The following is a 14,579-nucleotide window of genomic DNA, read 5'->3' on the forward strand; positions in this document are numbered from 1 at the left end:
GAGGGGCCGTCCACGGCGCCGATGAACACGGTGCCGTCGTCCTCGATGGAGATGTCCGCGCCGGTGTCCTCCTGGATCTGGTTGATCATCTTGCCCTTGGGGCCGATGACCTCGCCGATCTTGGAGACGGGCACGTTGACCGTGATGATCCGCGGGGCGTACTCGGACATCTCGTCCGGTGCATCGATCGCGGAGGCGATCACGTTGAGGATGGCCAGGCGGGCATCGCGGGCCTGGGCCAGGGCGGCGCCCAGGACCTCGGCGTCGATGCCGTCGAGCTTGGTGTCCAGCTGGATGGCCGTGACGAACTCGGAGGTGCCGGCGACCTTGAAGTCCATGTCGCCGAGCGCGTCCTCCGCGCCCAGGATGTCGGTCAGCGCGACGCTGGCCGGCTTGCCGTCGACCTCGCCGGTGATCAGGCCCATGGCGATGCCGGCCACCGGGGCGCGCAGCGGCACGCCGGCGTTGAGCATCGACAGGGTCGAGGCGCAGACCGAGCCCATGGAGGTCGAGCCGTTGGAGCTCAGGGCCTCAGAGACCTGGCGGATCGCGTAGGGGAACTCCTCGCGGGTGGGCAGCACCGGCTCGATCGCCCGCTCGGCCAGCGCCCCGTGGCCGATCTCGCGGCGCTTGGGTGAGCCGACCCGGCCGGTCTCACCGGTGGAGTAGGGCGGGAAGTTGTAGTTGTGCATGAAGCGCTTGCGCGTCACCGGGGACAGGGTGTCGAGCTGCAGGGCGGTGACGAACTCGGAGGTACCGGTGACCTTGAAGTCCATGTCACCCAGCGCGTCCTCGGCACCCAGGATGTCGGTGAGGGCGACGTACTGCACCTGGCCGTCGACCTCCTCGCTCATCAGGCCCATGGCGATGCCGGCCACGGGGGCCTTCAGCGGCACGCCGGCATTGAGCAGCGCCATGGTGGAGGCGCAGACCGAACCCATCGAGGTGGAGCCGTTGGAGCCCAGCGCCTCGGAGACCTGGCGGATCGCGTAGGGGAACTCCTGGCGCGGCGGGATCACGGGCACCAGGGCGCGCTCGGCGAGCGCACCGTGGCCGATCTCGCGACGCTTGGGCGAACCCACACGGCCGGTCTCGCCGGTCGAGTACGGCGGGAAGTTGTAGTTGTGCATGTAGCGCTTGGTGCGCTCGGGGCTCAGCGTGTCGAGCTTCTGCTCCATGTCGAGCATGTTCAGGGTGGTGACGCCCAGGATCTGGGTCTCGCCACGCTGGAACAGGGCCGAGCCGTGCACGCGCGGGATCACGCCGACCTCGGCCGACAGGGTGCGGATGTCGCGCACGCCACGGCCGTCGATGCGGACCTTCTCGGTGAGCGTGCGGTGGCGCACGATCTTCTTGGTCAGGGCCTTGAAGGCGGCCGAGACATCGGTGGGCGCGATCTGCTCATTGGCCTCGGTGACCTGCTGGCGCAGGGCGTGGGTGGCGTCGTCGCGCTCCTGCTTGCCGGCGATGGTCATCGCCTTGGCCAGCTCGTCCTTGATCGACTGCACGGCCTCCCAGGCCTCGTCGCTGTACTCCTTGAAGACCGGGAAGTCGAAGGTCTCCTTGGGCAGCTGGGCGGCCAGCTCGGACTGGGCATCGCACAGCGCCTTGATGAAGGGCTTCGCGGCGTCCAGGCCCTGGGCGACGACCTCCTCGGTGGGGGCGGTGGCGCCGCCGCGCACGAGCTCCCAGGTGGCCTCGGTGCCACCGGCCTCGACCATCATGATGGCGACGTCGCCATCGGGCAGGACCCGGCCGGCCACGGCCATGGAGAAGGTAGCCTGCTCCATCTGGTCGACGCTGGGGAAGCAGACCCACTGGTCACCGATCAGGGCGACGCGCACACCGCCGATCGGGCCCGAGAAGGGCAGCCCGGCGATCTGGGTGGACATCGAGGCGGCGTTGATGGCCACGACGTCGTAGTAGACCTGCGGGTTGAGGGCCATCACGGTGACGACGACCTGGACCTCGTTGCGCAGGCCCTTGACGAAGGACGGGCGCAGCGGGCGGTCGATCAGGCGACAGGCCAGGATGGCGCCCTCCGAGGGGCGGCCCTCACGACGAAAGAAGGAGCCGGGGATGCGTCCCGCGGCGTACATGCGCTCCTCGACGTCGACGGTCAGGGGGAAGAAGTCGATGGACTCACGCGGCGACTTCTGCGCGGTGGTGGCGCTCAGCAGCATGGTGTCGCCGTCCAGGTAGACGGCTGCGGCGCCGTCGGCCTGCTGGGCCAGCACGCCGGCCTCGAAACGGACGGTGTGCTTGCCGAAGGAGCCATTGTCGATGACGGCTTCGGCGAACTTCAGGTCGGGTCCCTCCATGGGGACTCCTTTCTCTTGGTGCAGGTCCACCCACACCCGGGGACAGCCTCGTGCTGTCGACGCGGCCTGCTGCCGGTCTTCGATCGAGGCCCACGGGGCGACGCACTCCTTGGGAGGGCGACCCGAGGGCCACTACCGAGGACCAGACGAGCGGGGCTCGGTGGTCTGGGTGGCCTGCGCAGGGGCAGTACGTGTTCAGTTCTTGCTGCGGGCCCGTGGGCCCATGGCCCCCAGCCTAGCGACCGCCCCCGACAAAAGGGGGCCGACGCGAGGACGCGGGGCCGGATGCACTGAGGGGGAGCGACCCGTCGGGCCACTCCCCCTCGATGACGTCTGCGATCAGCGGCGCAGGCCCAGACGGGCAATCAGCGCACGGTAGTGCTCGACATCGTTCTTCATGACGTAGTTCAGCAGACGGCGGCGCTGGCCGACCATCAGCATCAGGCCGCGACGGCTGTGGTGGTCACCCTTGTGCTGCTTCAGGTGCTCGGTGAGGTGGGAGATGCGCTTGGTCAGCAGCGCGATCTGCACGTCGGGGGAGCCGGTGTCGCCCGGGTGGGTCGCGTACTCTTCGACGATCTTCTTCTTCTGGGCAGCGTCCATGACGATGCTCCTCCTTCGGTTTCCCGTTGCGCGGCGCCCCTGGTGCCCGGTACCACTGGTACTGGAGTCCGGCACGTCTGGTGCCTGTGGAGCTCTTGCTGGGCCGCGGCCGACATGACGGCAGTCAGCCACTGTACCAGTCCGGTGCTCCCCCGCCCCAATTCCGGTCCCCCGGGTCGCAGCTCCGTGCCGGATGGGCTGGGCCCAACTACCCTGTGACACAGGAGGATCCGTCTTCGCAACCCGCCACGCACCGGTCGTGGCACCCCCAGGAGGAGCTGTCATGAGCGAAATCACCGCACGCCGAGCCGAGGAACGCGACCTGGAAGGGCTGCGCACGAACCAGACACGCCCCGAGATCGACCTGGTGGGAAGGCGCTACCAGGAGATGCAGGACGGAACCGGCATCTACGCCGTCGTCGAGCTGGACGGCAAGGTCGTCGGCAGCGGCTTCCTCGACTACGTCGACGAGGAACTGCAGCCCGAGATCAAGAACCTGTGGATCTACCCCGAGCACCGCCGCGCCGGTGCCGCCCACACCCTGTGGACCTGGCTGGAGGAGCAGGCCCGCGAGGCCGGCCACGAGAAGGTCTACCTGTCGGTCTCGCCCGACAATGCCAAGGCGATCTCGCTGTTCCTGCAGCTGGGTTATGCCCCCACCGGGAACCACCTGGTCATCGAGAACCCCGAGGAGCACGTGGTTGCCGATCCCGACCAGATCAGCAACCACTACGCGATCTATCGCAAGTCGCTGCGCGCCTACTGATCCGGCAGGCTGCGGCCTGCACCTGCATGCCACTTGCGGAAGGGCGGTGTGAGCTGTTCCACACCAGCCCCCCCCGCCCTTCCGCCTGTCAGCAGGGAGGTCTAGCGTTGGAGCCGGCCCGGGACCACAGACCAGGAATCCCGGGGAATCAGGAGACGAGGCAATGACGCAGCGACTCGAGGCCCTTCGCCGGATGCGCGAACAGGCCCTCGCCGGAGGCGGTCCAGACAGGATCGACGCCCAGCACGCCAAGGGGAAGATGACCGCCCGGGAGCGGCTCTCCTTCCTGCTGGACGAGGCCTCCTTCCAGGAACTCGGCGCACTGGCGACCCACAACACCACCGACTTCGGCATGGGGGACAAGCGCTTCCCCGGCGACGGCGTGATCACCGGCTTCGGCAAGATCAACGGCCGGCGGGTGGCGGTCTTCGCCCAGGACTTCACCGTCCTGGGGGGCTCCTTCAGCGAGGTGCAGGCCCAGAAGATCAGCCGGATCCAGGACCTCGCGCTAGAGGCAGGCGTGCCCCTGGTGGGGCTCAACGACTCGGGGGGCGCCCGCGTCCAGGAGGGCGTGCGCTCCCTGGCCGCCTATGGCGAGGTCTTCTACCGCAATGTGGCCGCATCCGGGGTGATCCCGCAGATCAGCCTGATCATGGGCCCCTGCGCCGGCGGCGCCGTCTACTCCCCCGCACTGACCGACTTCACCGTGATGGTGGAGACGACCTCCAACATGTTCCTGACCGGCCCCGAGGTGATCAAGGCCGTCACTGGCGAGCAGGTCAGTGCCGAGGACCTCGGCGGCTCCTTCGTGCACAACGGACGCTCCGGCGTCGCCCAGCTCAGCGCGGCCAACGAACAGGCAGCCATCGAGATGGTCAAGCGGCTGCTCAGCTACCTGCCGCAGAACAACACCGAGGACGCCCCCTCCGTCGTTGGCTATGACTCGCCCGACCGGATGGACGAGATGCTCAACACGATCGTCCCCGAGGACGACACCACCGCCTATGACATGCGGCTGGTGCTGGACAGCATCTTCGACTCCGGTTCGGTGATGCAGGTGCACGAGCAGTGGGCCGCCAATGCCATCTGCGCCTTCGCGCGGCTCGACGGGCACTCGGTGGGCATCATCGCCAACCAGCCGACCGTGATGAGCGGCTGCCTCGACATCGACTCCTCGGACAAGATCAGCCGGCACATCCGCATCTGCGACATGTTCAACATCCCGATCGTCACCTTCGTCGACTGCCCCGGCTACCTGCCCGGCGTGCAGCAGGAGTACGCGGGCGTGATCCGGCACGGCGCCAAGGTCATCTACTCCTACTGCCAGGCCACCGTCCCGAAGATGAGCGTGGTGACCCGCAAGGCCATCGGCGGCTCCTATGTGGCGCTCAGCTCGCGGCAGATGGGCAATGACATCGCCTTCGCCTGGCCCACCGCCCAGATCGCGGTGATGGGTGCCGAGGGGGCGGCCCGGCTGCTGAACCGTCGCGAGATCCAGAACGCCGAGGACCCCGCCGCCGTGGAACAGCACTTCGTCGAGGAGTACCGCGAGAAGTTCTTCAATCCCTACCGCGCCGCGGATGTCGGCCAGATCGACGAGGTCATCGAACCCGCCGAGACCCGCCCCCGCCTGATCCGTGCCCTGGAGGTCTTGCGCACCAAGGTGCAGAGCAATGTCCCCAAGAAGCACGGCCTCTTCCCGGTGTAGGTGACTGATCATGGAGAACCTTGCCTGGGGACTCGAGATGACCGTGGTGGGCATGGGCGTGGTCTTCGGCCTGCTGGTGCTGCTGATGGGCGTGCTCTTCCTGATGGGGCGGCTCGACAAGGAGCCGGCACCCGCCCAGCCCCTGCCTGCCAGCGACGACCCGCCGCCGCTCGCCCCCGATTCCACCGCCACCACTGACACGACGGCCGAGGCCGTCCCGGTCGTCGACTTCCTCACCGACGACCTCACCGTCGAACAGGCGGCCGCGGTCACCCTGGCCGTGGTGACCCACCTCGAGGTGCGCCGCCAGCAGGCAGCCCCCGAGACACGAACCCATGCCCCCGGCAGCCAGATCCACACCAGCCGGTGGGTGTCGGTTGGCCGCGGCAGCCAGAACCAGTCCTGGAGAAGGAGGTAGGCCATGCGTCGCTACACCATGTCGATCAATGGCGAAGACCACGAGGTGGACGTCGAGGAGGTCACCTCCAACAGCTTCCGCGTGCAGATCGCCGGGCGCACCATCGACGTCAAGCTGCGCGACCACCAGGACCTGGCGCAGGCCATGATCACCCCGAAGGTGGAGGTTGCGCACGGGCACACCATCCTACCCGCCAGCCCCTCCACCGCACCGCGGGTGACCCAGCACACACCTGCACCGGCCCCGGCCCCGAGCGCTGCCGTCCAGGCATCGGCACCCGTGGGTGGAGGAGGCGCGGGCAACATGACGGCCCCGATGCCCGGCGTCGTGCTCTCGGTTTCCGCCAAGCCCGGCCAGAGCGTCAAGCGGGGCGATCCCCTGCTGGTGCTCGAGGCCATGAAGATGAAGAACGAACTGCGCGCGCAGCGTGACGGGACCGTGGCCTCCGTACCGGTCGAGGCCGGCGCCCAGGTGGCCTTCGGGGACGTCCTGGTGGTGTTCGAACCATGACCGGCGCCGCAGCCACCCTGGCGCTGCTGCCACTGGAGTCGACCATCGACCTGCTGATGCGCGGCATCACCAATGTCACCTGGCAGTCGGTGGTGATGATGCTCGTCGGCTGCCTGCTGATCGGCCTGGCGGTGGTCAAGGAGTACGAGCCGCTGCTGCTGTTGCCGATCGGCGCAGGCTGCCTGCTGACCAACCTGCCGCTGTCCCCACTGGTGGGCGACGAGGGCATGCTGACGGTCCTGCGCCACGCCGGCGTCGACAACGAGCTCTTCCCGCTGCTGATCTTCATCGGCATCGGCGCCATGACCGACTTCGGGCCCCTGCTGGAGAACCCGAAGATGGTGCTGCTGGGTGCTGCCGGCCAGTTCGGCATCTTCCTGACGCTGATCCTCGCGGCACTGCTCGGCTTCAGCCGCAACGAGGCCGCCAGCATCGGCATCATCGGCGCCATCGACGGCCCCACCTCGATCTATGTGAGCCGTCAGTTGGCGCCGCAGCTGTTGGCCCCGATCACGGTGGCGGCCTATTCGTACATGTCGCTGGTCCCGATCATCATGCCGCCGATCATGCGGGCGTTGACCACCGAGAAGGAACGCGCCATCCGGATGCCCTACTCGCAGCGCGTGATCAGCAAGCGCACCCGCGTGCTCTTCCCGATCGTGGTGACGGTCGTGGTCGGTGTCCTGGTTCCCTTCGCCACGCCGCTGATCGGCATGTTGATGTTCGGCAACCTGATGCGCGAGTCGGGCGTCGTCGAACGCCTGGTGGGGGCCTCGTCGAACGAGATCGCCAATGCCGTGACCCTCTTCCTGGGTCTGGCCATCGGCTCCACGATGGTGGGCTCGTCCTTCCTGAAGATCTCCACCCTGATGATCCTGGTGCTGGGCCTGCTGGCCTTCTGCCTGGACACCGCGGCCGGCGTGCTCTTCGGCAAGCTGCTGAACGTGTTGTCCGGCGGGAAGTTCAACCCGCTGATCGGTGCTGCCGGGATCTCGGCCTTCCCGATGGCGGCACGCGTGGTGCAGAAGGAGGCCTCGCGGGCCGACTTCGAGAACTTCATCCTGATGCACGCGATGGGAGCCAATGCGGCAGGCCAGGTGGCCTCCACCGTCGCCGGCGGCGTGCTGCTGGCCCTGATGGGCACCGCCTGATCCCAGGCCCCGTCGGGCACAACCCGGCTCCTGCGCCACGGCTGCCGTTCGATGGTCACCATCGGACGGCAGCCGTGGCACGTCCGGGCGCCGATGCTGCTGGGTGGGATTTCACAGGCCACCAGTTCGTTCATTCGCCGTGGCACTGGACCTCCACGGATGTACCATGGCGGGCAAGATTTCCTCATGACGCCTGAGGGTCCACCCCTCGACGCCCCTGCTCAACGGTGAGTACACCGGCGGACACGAGACGGCTCACGACAGGTGACCCGGCGGCGTCCGCCCAGTCACGGGCAGAGGAGGACGATGGCATGCCCACCGCCCACGATGAACCCGCCCACAGCACCAGCCAGCATCCGCACCCTGACCCGCACGTGGTCATCGTCCCCGACGACATCAGCTCCATCACCGGCCCCCACCCCGACCAGTCCTCCCAGCCCGACCCGGTCACCACCGCCCTCGTCGAGACCGAGACCGCGGTGCCGGATGCCATCGACCACCCCGACCCGGGCCGTCCCCGCCGACGCCGCGGTCTCGCCCTGGCCGGCCTCCTGCTGCTGGCAGCGGCCGGGGCCCTGGTTGCCTTCCCGCCGCCGGCCTTGGCGCACGGACAGTTGCTGGCAATCACCCTGCTGGTGTTCATCTTCGGCATCTCGATGTGGCGCGACATCAGCATGGGCGTGGTCGCCTTCCCGGTCGCCTTCATCTCCGGCACCCTCCACTTCGACGTCCCGCCGCCGAGATCAGCAAGGGCTTCCCGGGGGCGCTTGTCACCACGCTGATCGGCGTCACCTACATGTTCGGCGTGGCGCGCACCAATGGCACAATCCAGCAGATCGTGCGCTCGCTGGTCAGGCTGGTGCACGGCAAGGTGTCACTGATCCCCTGGGTCTTCTTCATGCTGGCCGCCGCCATCACCGCTTCGGGCGCGCTCTCGCTGGCCACCTACTCCATCCTGATCCCACTGGGGTTGTCCTTCGCCCGCTCCCACAAGGTCAGCCCACTGGTGATGGGCCTGTCGATCCTCAACGGCACCAATGCCGGAGGATTCTCCCCCATCGCCATCTACTGGGTGATCGTCGACAACGTGCTGGTGGACAACGGCATCCACGTCCAGCCGATGCCGGTCTTCTGGTGGACCTTCGTGGTGAACGTGCTGCTCAACATCGGCGCCTGCCTGCTCTTCTCGGGACGCAATGGAGACCGCTTGGGCCTCACCCCGACGCGCACCACCGGGGAGGGTCTGGAGGGCAACTCCTCCGTGGACGGCCAGCGCTGGACCTGGTAGTAGCTGCTGACCATGGCGCTGTTCGCGGCCATGGTCGTCGGGGCCGTCTTCTTCCACCTCGACGTGGGCTACACGGCCTTCTGCATCGCCCTGGTGCTCGCCGTGATCGACCCCGCCGCCGGCAAGGAGGGCACCAAGGAGATCGGCTGGGGCGTCGTGCTGCTGATTGCCGGCATCGTCACCTTCATCAACATGTTGGAGACCGCCGGGATCGTCACCCTGGTGGCCAACAACGTCGCCCACATCGGCACACCCCTGCTGGCGGCCCTGCTGATGCTGGTCGTGGCGGCCCTCACCTCGGCCTTCGCCTCGACCAATGTCATGTTCGTGGTGCTGGTGCCGCTCGCCGCACCGCTGCTGCTCACCGGGCGGGTGGAGCTGCTCGGCTTCGTCATCGCACTGTGCCTGTCGGCCTCCACCGTGGACTCGAGCCCCTTCTCCACGGCCGGTGCGCTCATGCTGGCCAATACCGAGCAATACCTCTACGACCGGACCATCAAGTGGCTGATGACCTGGGCCTTCAGCATGATCGTCATCGCGCCGGTGAGCACCTGGCTGGCCTTCCTGGTCCTGTGACCGCCTGCGCGCGACGAGCGGGACCGGCGCAGGTCAGGGCCTGGCGCCCAGCAGTTCGCGGGTCCGCTCGACGTCCTGGGCCATCTGCTCGACCAGGGCCTCGATGCCGGTGAAGGTGATCTGCCCGCGCAGCCGGGCGACGAAGTCGACGGCGATCTCGGTGCCGTACAGCTCCAGGTCCGTGCGGTCCAGCACATAGGTCTCGACGCGCCGCTCGAGGCCCTGGAAGGTCGGATTGCTGCCCACCGAGATCGCGGCCGGCATCGGCTGCGCGTCCGGGTCCCCCAGACAGGTCAGCCAGCCGGCGTAGACGCCGTCGAGGGGTGTGGCCATGTCCGGGGCCACCGGCAGGTTGGCCGTCGGGAAGCCGAGCTCGCGTCCGCGCTGGTCGCCCACCACCACAACGCCCTGCACGCGGAAGGGGCGGCCCAGGTGGGTGGCGGCCAGCTCGACGTCGCCGATGGACAATGCCTCGCGCACGGCGGTGGAACAGGTGGTCTGGCCCTCGACGCCCAGCAGGTCCATCGCCTCCACCTGGAAGCGACCGGATCCCAGCTCGCGCAAGGTGTCGACGGTGCCGCCAGCGCGGTAGCCGAAGCGGAAGTTGGTGCCCACCACCACGTGGGAGGGGTCCAGCGGCAGCAGGATCCGCTGGACGAACTCCTCCGGGCTCCAGGTGGACACGTCGCGGGTGAACTGCACCACCCGCACCTCGCTGGCCCCGGCGCGCTTGAGCAGCGCCAGGCGCGTGGGAAGGTCGGTCAGCAGCCGCGGGGCACCCTCGGGGCGCAGCACCTGCATCGGGTGCGGCCAGAAGGTCACCACGACCAAGGGCTCGTCGGGCGCCAAGGAGTGGGCGTGACGCAGCACCTCGACGTGCCCGGAGTGCACCCCGTCGAAATTGCCGATCGCCACCACGTTCGAACCCACGTCGCCACCTCATCCCCGACCAGCCGCACACCGCGTGCAGACTGCGCGACGGAGTCTAGTTCGCCCCATGGACGCAGGTCATGTCGACGCGACGGGCGTGGCAGGCTCGATCCATCATGTCCTCGCCCGCCGTCCGCACCGGACTGTCCATCTCCGTTGCCACGGGGCTGTACGGGATCAGTTTCGGCGCCCTGGCCACCGCGGCGGGCCTGAGCGTGCTGCAGGCGCAGGCACTCAGCCTGCTGATGTTCACCGGCGGCTCCCAGTTCGCCTTCGTCGGGGCGCTGGGTGGTGGCGGCGCGGCTGCCCTGGTCTCGGCCAGCCTGCTGGGCCTGCGCAACATGGTCTACGGCGCGCAGATGAATGCCACCTTCGCCCCCACCGGCTGGCGACGCCTGCTCCAGGCGCACGTCACCATCGACGAGTCCGTCGCCACGGCGGCGGCCCAGGAGTCCCCGCGGGAGCAGTCGCTGGGCTTCTGGACCGCCGGGCTGGGCGTGTTCACCCTGTGGAACCTGTTCACGCTGGTGGGTGCCGTGGCCGGCAACAGCATGGGCGATCCGCGCCAGTGGGGCCTCGACGGTGCCGCCGTGGCTGCCTTCCTGGGCCTGCTGTGGCCGCGGTTGAAGGACCGCCAGGCGGTGGCCGTGGCGGTCGCCTCGGCCTTCGTCACCCTGTTGCTGGTTCCCGTGCTGCCCCAGGGCCTGCCGCTGCTGGTGGCGGCCGCGGTGGCTGCGGCCATGGCGCGGCTGCTCGGCCGCCGCGGGAGGGCCCGATGAGCCTGTGGTCCTGGGTGCTCGCCGCCAGCCTGGTGGCCTTCCTGACCAAGCTGGTCGGCTACCTGCTGCCCCGTCGCTGGCTGGACTCCCCTTCGGTACTGGCCACCATGTCGGCCATGACGGTCGGCCTGCTGGGCTCGCTGGTGGCGCTCAATGCCGTTGCTGCCGGGCAGGAACTCGTGCTGGACGCCCGGCTCGTGGCCCTGGCCGTCGCCGCACTGGCCCTGTGGCGCCGGGTGCCCTTCCTGGGCGTGGTCGTGCTGGGTGCGGCCGCCGCCGCACTGGTCCGGCTGGCCGGCCTGCCCTGAACGGGACTCAGGAGACGACTGCCACCGGGCGGGCCGTCCCGGGGTCCTCGTCGTCGGGCCGGTAGAGGGCCAACAGCTCCCCGTCGGGCGAGAGCACGCCGGTAGGGTTCGACGGGACGGCCAGGCCGTGCAGTGAGCGACCGAAGGAGACATGGCGTGCCTGCTCCTCGTCGAGGGTGACGACGGGGAAGCTCAGCCGGGCCGCCTCGGCCATCGACAGCAGTTCGGGCCGTTCGTCGGACTCCAGGTCCGCCACCGGCAGGTCCACCAGGTTGTAGCTGCCGATCCGGGTGCGGCGCAGGGCGGTGAGGTGGCCGCCCACCCCCAGCCCCTCGCCGAGGTCACGGGCCAGGGCCCGGATGTAGGTGCCGGAGCTGCACTCCACCTCGACGTCCACGTCCAGCACCCCGTCACCGGGACGCACGTCGAGGACCTCGTAGTGGCTCACCGTCACCGTGCGCGCCGTGAGCTCCACCTGCTGGCCGTCACGCACCAGCTTGTAGGCCCGCTGGCCGTTGACCTTGATGGCGCTCACCGAGCTGGGCACCTGCTGGATCTCGCCGCGGAAGGCGTCGAGCTGGGCCTCCACGGCAGCCCGGTCCAGCCCCGAGGCATCGGCCGTGGTGGTCAGCTCGCCCTCGGCGTCGTCGGTGGTGGTCGCCTGCCCCAGCCGGATCGTCGCCTCATAGCGCTTGTCGTGCAGGGCCAGGTGTCCCAGCAGGCGGGTGGCGCGGTTCACCCCCACCAGCAGCACGCCGGTGGCCATCGGGTCGAGGGTTCCGGCGTGGCCCACCTTGCGGGTGCCCATCAGCCGGCGGACCCGCCCCACCACCTGGTGGGAGGTCCAGCCCTGGGGCTTGTCGCAGACGAGCAGTCCTGAATCGGCGAAGGTCATGCCCCCATTGTGACCGACCGTTGCCACCGCGGCGTGCCACGATTCGGCACCCTTCCCGCCCGCTGGTGAGAAATTCCACCCAATTGCTTGTGCACTGCTTCACAACATGCCAGTCTCATCGCATCGAGCGCGCGGCACGGCCGTCGGACCCCCGGCTCGATGAGTGCCCTTGCCCACGACCCCGTGCCCGGGGCCCGAGACACCGTTGCACCCACGCATCCATCGCCACGAAGCGATGCGAGCGTGCCCACACAGGAGCTGCCATGACACACCCCCATACCCATGACGAGGTGGAGGCCCACCTCCCCGAGGACCACTGGCCGCTGCCCGAGCTCAGCCAGGTCGGTCCCGAACCCAGCATCGACGGGATCGACTTCGTGGCCGCCCAGGACTCCGCGGAGTACCGTGAGCTGCGCAAGTCCTTCACCAGCTTTGCCTTCCCCATGGTGGCCACCTTCGTCGGGGTCTACTTCGTCTTCGTGCTCGCCGCCACCTATGCCCCCGAGTTCATGGCCCGCAAGGTGGCCGGCTTCGTGACGATCGGCATCCTGTTCGGGCTGCTCAACTTCGCCACCACCTACCTGGTGACCTTCCTCTACGTCCGTCACGCCAACAAGAACCTCGATCCGCGCGCCGCCCGCCTGCGCACCCGCCTGGAGACGGAGGCCGTCCGATGAACCGCACTCTTCCCCTGCTCGAGACCGTCGGCAACCCGATCCTGAACATCTCGATCTTCGCCCTGTTCGTGATCGGCACCATGGCCGTGGTGATCAAGGTGACCCGCGACTCCGCCAAGAAGTCGACCGACTTCTACACCGGCGGCGGCGCCTTCTCCGGCCGGCAGAACGGCCTGGCCATCACCGGTGACTACCTGTCGGCGGCCGCCTTCCTGGGCGTCACCGGCGCGATCGCCGTCAACGGCTTCGACGGCTTCCTCTACTCCGTGGGCTTCTTCGTTGCCTGGATCATCGCCCTGCTGCTGGTGGCCGAGCCCCTGCGCAACACCGGCAAGTACACGATGGCCGACGTGATGAGCTTCCGGATGAACCAGAAGCCGGTGCGCACCGCGGCTGCTGCCTCCACCCTGACCATCAGTTTCGTCTACCTGCTGGCCCAGATGGCCGGCGCCGGGGGCCTGGTGGCCCTGCTGCTGGGCATCAGCTCCAAGAATGGTCAGAGCCTCGTGATCGCCCTGGTGGGCGCCATCATGATCGTCTACGTGCTCATCGGCGGCATGAAGGGCACCACCTGGGTGCAGATGATCAAGGCCGTGCTGCTGGTCAGCGGTGCAGGGATCATGTTCGCCTGGGTGATGGCCCTGCAGGGCTTCAACCTGTCGACGCTCTTCGGCAGCGCCGTCGCCACCCATCCCAAGGGTGAGCTGATCATGCAGCCGATGCTCCAGTACGGCGCGAACTTCTGGACCAAGCTCTCCTTCGTCTCGCTCGCCCTGGCGCTGGTCGCCGGCCCCTCGGGCCTGCCGCACGTGCTGATGCGCTTCTACACCGTCCCCACCGCCCAGGACGCGCGCAAGTCGGCCGTGTGGACCATCGGCCTGGTCGGCATCTTCTTCATCTTCACGCTCGTGCTCGGCTACGGCGCCGCCGCCCTGGTGGGTGCCGAGGCCATCGCCGCCGCCCCGGGCGGTCCGAATGCCGCCGCTCCCCTGCTGGCCCACCACCTGGGCGGCTCGGTCTTCATGGCGATCATCTCGGGCGTGGCCTTCGCCACCATCCTCGCCGTCGTCGCCGGCCTGACGATCACCGCGAGCGCCTCCTTCGCCCACGACATCTACAACAACGTGCTGCACGACGGAGAGGTCGACCCGGCCGACGAGGTGAAGGTGGCCCGCATCACCTCGGTGACCATCGGCATCCTCGCCGTGGTCGGCGGCATCTTCGCCAACGGCCAGAACATCGCCTTCCTGATCTCCCTGGCCTTCGGTGTGGCCGCCTCGGCCAACCTGCCCGCCATCTTGATGACGATGTACTGGCGCCGCTTCAACACCCGCGGTGCGGTCTGGTCCATCTATGCCGGCCTGGGCTCTGCGGTGCTGCTGATCATCTTCTCCACCTCGATCTCCGGCAGCCCGAAGGCCTTCTTCCCCGGGGCTGACTTCGCCCTCACCGAGCTGACCAATCCGACCATCATCAGCCTGCCGCTGGCCTTCGTGGCGGGCATCCTCGGCACCCTGACCGCCAAGGAGAAGGCGGACACCACGCTGCAGGCCGAGATGGAGGTCTGCTCGATGACCGGTATCGGCGCGGGCGGCGCGATCGCCCACTGATCCATGGCCCTGCTCGCACGAGGCCCCCGGCACCAGTCT

General features: G+C 68.6%; 15 protein-coding genes and 2 pseudogenes. 12 read left to right on the forward strand and 5 right to left on the reverse strand.

What is annotated here, in order from left to right; all coding sequences use genetic code 11:
* The 3 genes and pseudogenes from ACHFFZ_RS10140 to rpsO all read right to left on the reverse strand — a co-directional run.
* Positions 1–731: pseudogene (locus ACHFFZ_RS10140) on the reverse strand (KH domain-containing protein); the annotation flags it as partial.
* A 48-nt stretch (positions 732–779) separates the two neighbouring features.
* Positions 780–2,321, reverse strand: a pseudogene (locus ACHFFZ_RS10145) (polyribonucleotide nucleotidyltransferase); the annotation flags it as partial.
* Positions 2,322–2,660: 339 nt separating this feature from the next.
* Positions 2,661–2,924, reverse strand: a complete 264-nt coding sequence (gene rpsO / locus ACHFFZ_RS10150; protein ID WP_394276507.1) for a 30S ribosomal protein S15 — start codon at positions 2,922–2,924, stop codon at positions 2,661–2,663.
* Positions 2,925–3,207: 283 nt separating this feature from the next.
* On the opposite strand from rpsO, the gene ACHFFZ_RS10155 reads away from it, so the two are divergent.
* The 8 genes from ACHFFZ_RS10155 (at position 3,208) to ACHFFZ_RS10190 (ending at position 9,341) form a co-directional block, all read left to right on the forward strand.
* Positions 3,208–3,690, forward strand: a complete 483-nt coding sequence (locus ACHFFZ_RS10155; protein ID WP_394276508.1) for a GNAT family N-acetyltransferase — start codon at positions 3,208–3,210, stop codon at positions 3,688–3,690.
* Between the two features lie 163 nt (positions 3,691–3,853).
* Positions 3,854–5,398 (forward strand): acyl-CoA carboxylase subunit beta, encoded by a 1,545-nt coding sequence (locus tag ACHFFZ_RS10160; protein WP_394276509.1) that lies wholly within the window; start codon positions 3,854–3,856, stop codon positions 5,396–5,398.
* Positions 5,399–5,408: 10 nt separating this feature from the next.
* Positions 5,409–5,816, forward strand: a complete 408-nt coding sequence (locus tag ACHFFZ_RS10165; RefSeq protein ID WP_394276510.1) for an OadG family transporter subunit — start codon at positions 5,409–5,411, stop codon at positions 5,814–5,816.
* Between the two features lie 3 nt (positions 5,817–5,819).
* Entirely contained in the window at positions 5,820–6,326 is a 507-nt protein-coding gene (locus ACHFFZ_RS10170) for a biotin/lipoyl-containing protein (RefSeq protein ID WP_394276511.1), read from the forward strand.
* 56 nt (positions 6,327–6,382) lie between these two features.
* Positions 6,383–7,477, forward strand: coding sequence for a sodium ion-translocating decarboxylase subunit beta (locus tag ACHFFZ_RS10175; RefSeq protein ID WP_394276520.1), 1,095 nt, complete (start codon positions 6,383–6,385; stop codon positions 7,475–7,477).
* A gap of 311 nt (positions 7,478–7,788) precedes the next feature.
* Positions 7,789–8,259, forward strand: a complete 471-nt coding sequence (locus ACHFFZ_RS10180) for a hypothetical protein (protein ID WP_394276512.1) — start codon at positions 7,789–7,791, stop codon at positions 8,257–8,259.
* On the forward strand, positions 8,259–8,765 hold the full coding sequence (locus ACHFFZ_RS10185; protein ID WP_394276521.1) for a hypothetical protein: 507 nt from the start codon (positions 8,259–8,261) through the stop codon (positions 8,763–8,765). The genes ACHFFZ_RS10180 and ACHFFZ_RS10185 overlap by 1 nt, the downstream gene beginning before the upstream one ends.
* Positions 8,766–8,777: 12 nt before the next feature.
* A complete protein-coding gene (locus ACHFFZ_RS10190; protein ID WP_394276513.1) occupies positions 8,778–9,341 on the forward strand; it encodes a hypothetical protein in 564 nt (187 codons plus the stop codon).
* A 33-nt stretch (positions 9,342–9,374) separates the two neighbouring features.
* On the opposite strand, the gene ACHFFZ_RS10195 is transcribed toward ACHFFZ_RS10190, so the two are convergent.
* Complete coding sequence (locus ACHFFZ_RS10195; protein WP_394276514.1) at positions 9,375–10,271, reverse strand: bifunctional riboflavin kinase/FAD synthetase; 897 nt, start codon at positions 10,269–10,271, stop codon at positions 9,375–9,377.
* A 116-nt stretch (positions 10,272–10,387) separates the two neighbouring features.
* Between ACHFFZ_RS10195 and ACHFFZ_RS10200 the strand changes: the two genes are divergently transcribed.
* Together ACHFFZ_RS10200 and ACHFFZ_RS10205 are read left to right on the forward strand one after the other, a co-directional pair.
* Positions 10,388–11,050: an AzlC family ABC transporter permease gene (locus ACHFFZ_RS10200; RefSeq protein ID WP_394276515.1), complete on the forward strand. Its 663-nt coding sequence runs from the start codon at positions 10,388–10,390 to the stop codon at positions 11,048–11,050.
* Complete coding sequence (locus ACHFFZ_RS10205; protein WP_394276516.1) at positions 11,047–11,358, forward strand: AzlD domain-containing protein; 312 nt, start codon at positions 11,047–11,049, stop codon at positions 11,356–11,358. The genes ACHFFZ_RS10200 and ACHFFZ_RS10205 overlap by 4 nt, the downstream gene beginning before the upstream one ends.
* 7 nt (positions 11,359–11,365) lie before the next feature.
* On the opposite strand, the gene truB is transcribed toward ACHFFZ_RS10205, so the two are convergent.
* Positions 11,366–12,253: a tRNA pseudouridine(55) synthase TruB gene (gene truB, locus ACHFFZ_RS10210; protein ID WP_394276517.1), complete on the reverse strand. Its 888-nt coding sequence runs from the start codon at positions 12,251–12,253 to the stop codon at positions 11,366–11,368.
* A 263-nt stretch (positions 12,254–12,516) separates the two neighbouring features.
* Here truB and ACHFFZ_RS10215 point away from each other — a divergent pair, with 263 nt between their 5' ends.
* Positions 12,517–12,930, forward strand: a complete 414-nt coding sequence (locus tag ACHFFZ_RS10215; RefSeq protein ID WP_394276518.1) for a DUF485 domain-containing protein — start codon at positions 12,517–12,519, stop codon at positions 12,928–12,930.
* On the forward strand, positions 12,927–14,540 hold the full coding sequence (locus ACHFFZ_RS10220) for a cation acetate symporter (protein WP_394276519.1): 1,614 nt from the start codon (positions 12,927–12,929) through the stop codon (positions 14,538–14,540). Before ACHFFZ_RS10215 ends, ACHFFZ_RS10220 begins: the two co-directional genes overlap by 4 nt.
* The last annotated feature ends 39 nt before the right edge of the window (positions 14,541–14,579 follow it).

Origin of the sequence: Luteococcus sp. (assembly GCF_043424415.1) — a bacterium.
In the GTDB taxonomy this organism is placed as follows: domain Bacteria; phylum Actinomycetota; class Actinomycetes; order Propionibacteriales; family Propionibacteriaceae; genus Luteococcus.

What these genes read in the sequence shown, in the direction of transcription:
- ACHFFZ_RS10155 (WP_394276508.1), top strand. Translation starts at nt 3,208, where the DNA reads ATGAGCGAAATCACCGCACGCCGAGCCGAGGAACGCGACCTGGAAGGG.
- ACHFFZ_RS10205 (WP_394276516.1), top strand. Translation starts at nt 11,047, where the DNA reads ATGAGCCTGTGGTCCTGGGTGCTCGCCGCCAGCCTGGTGGCCTTCCTG.
- truB (WP_394276517.1), bottom strand. Translation starts at nt 12,253, where the DNA reads ATGACCTTCGCCGATTCAGGACTGCTCGTCTGCGACAAGCCCCAGGGC.
- ACHFFZ_RS10190 (WP_394276513.1), top strand. Translation starts at nt 8,778, where the DNA reads ATGGCGCTGTTCGCGGCCATGGTCGTCGGGGCCGTCTTCTTCCACCTC.
- rpsO (WP_394276507.1), bottom strand. Translation starts at nt 2,924, where the DNA reads ATGGACGCTGCCCAGAAGAAGAAGATCGTCGAAGAGTACGCGACCCAC.
- ACHFFZ_RS10215 (WP_394276518.1), top strand. Translation starts at nt 12,517, where the DNA reads ATGACACACCCCCATACCCATGACGAGGTGGAGGCCCACCTCCCCGAG.
- ACHFFZ_RS10200 (WP_394276515.1), top strand. Translation starts at nt 10,388, where the DNA reads ATGTCCTCGCCCGCCGTCCGCACCGGACTGTCCATCTCCGTTGCCACG.
- ACHFFZ_RS10170 (WP_394276511.1), top strand. Translation starts at nt 5,820, where the DNA reads ATGCGTCGCTACACCATGTCGATCAATGGCGAAGACCACGAGGTGGAC.
- ACHFFZ_RS10160 (WP_394276509.1), top strand. Translation starts at nt 3,854, where the DNA reads ATGACGCAGCGACTCGAGGCCCTTCGCCGGATGCGCGAACAGGCCCTC.
- ACHFFZ_RS10165 (WP_394276510.1), top strand. Translation starts at nt 5,409, where the DNA reads ATGGAGAACCTTGCCTGGGGACTCGAGATGACCGTGGTGGGCATGGGC.
- ACHFFZ_RS10220 (WP_394276519.1), top strand. Translation starts at nt 12,927, where the DNA reads ATGAACCGCACTCTTCCCCTGCTCGAGACCGTCGGCAACCCGATCCTG.
- ACHFFZ_RS10180 (WP_394276512.1), top strand. Translation starts at nt 7,789, where the DNA reads ATGCCCACCGCCCACGATGAACCCGCCCACAGCACCAGCCAGCATCCG.
- ACHFFZ_RS10175 (WP_394276520.1), top strand. Translation starts at nt 6,383, where the DNA reads ATGCGCGGCATCACCAATGTCACCTGGCAGTCGGTGGTGATGATGCTC.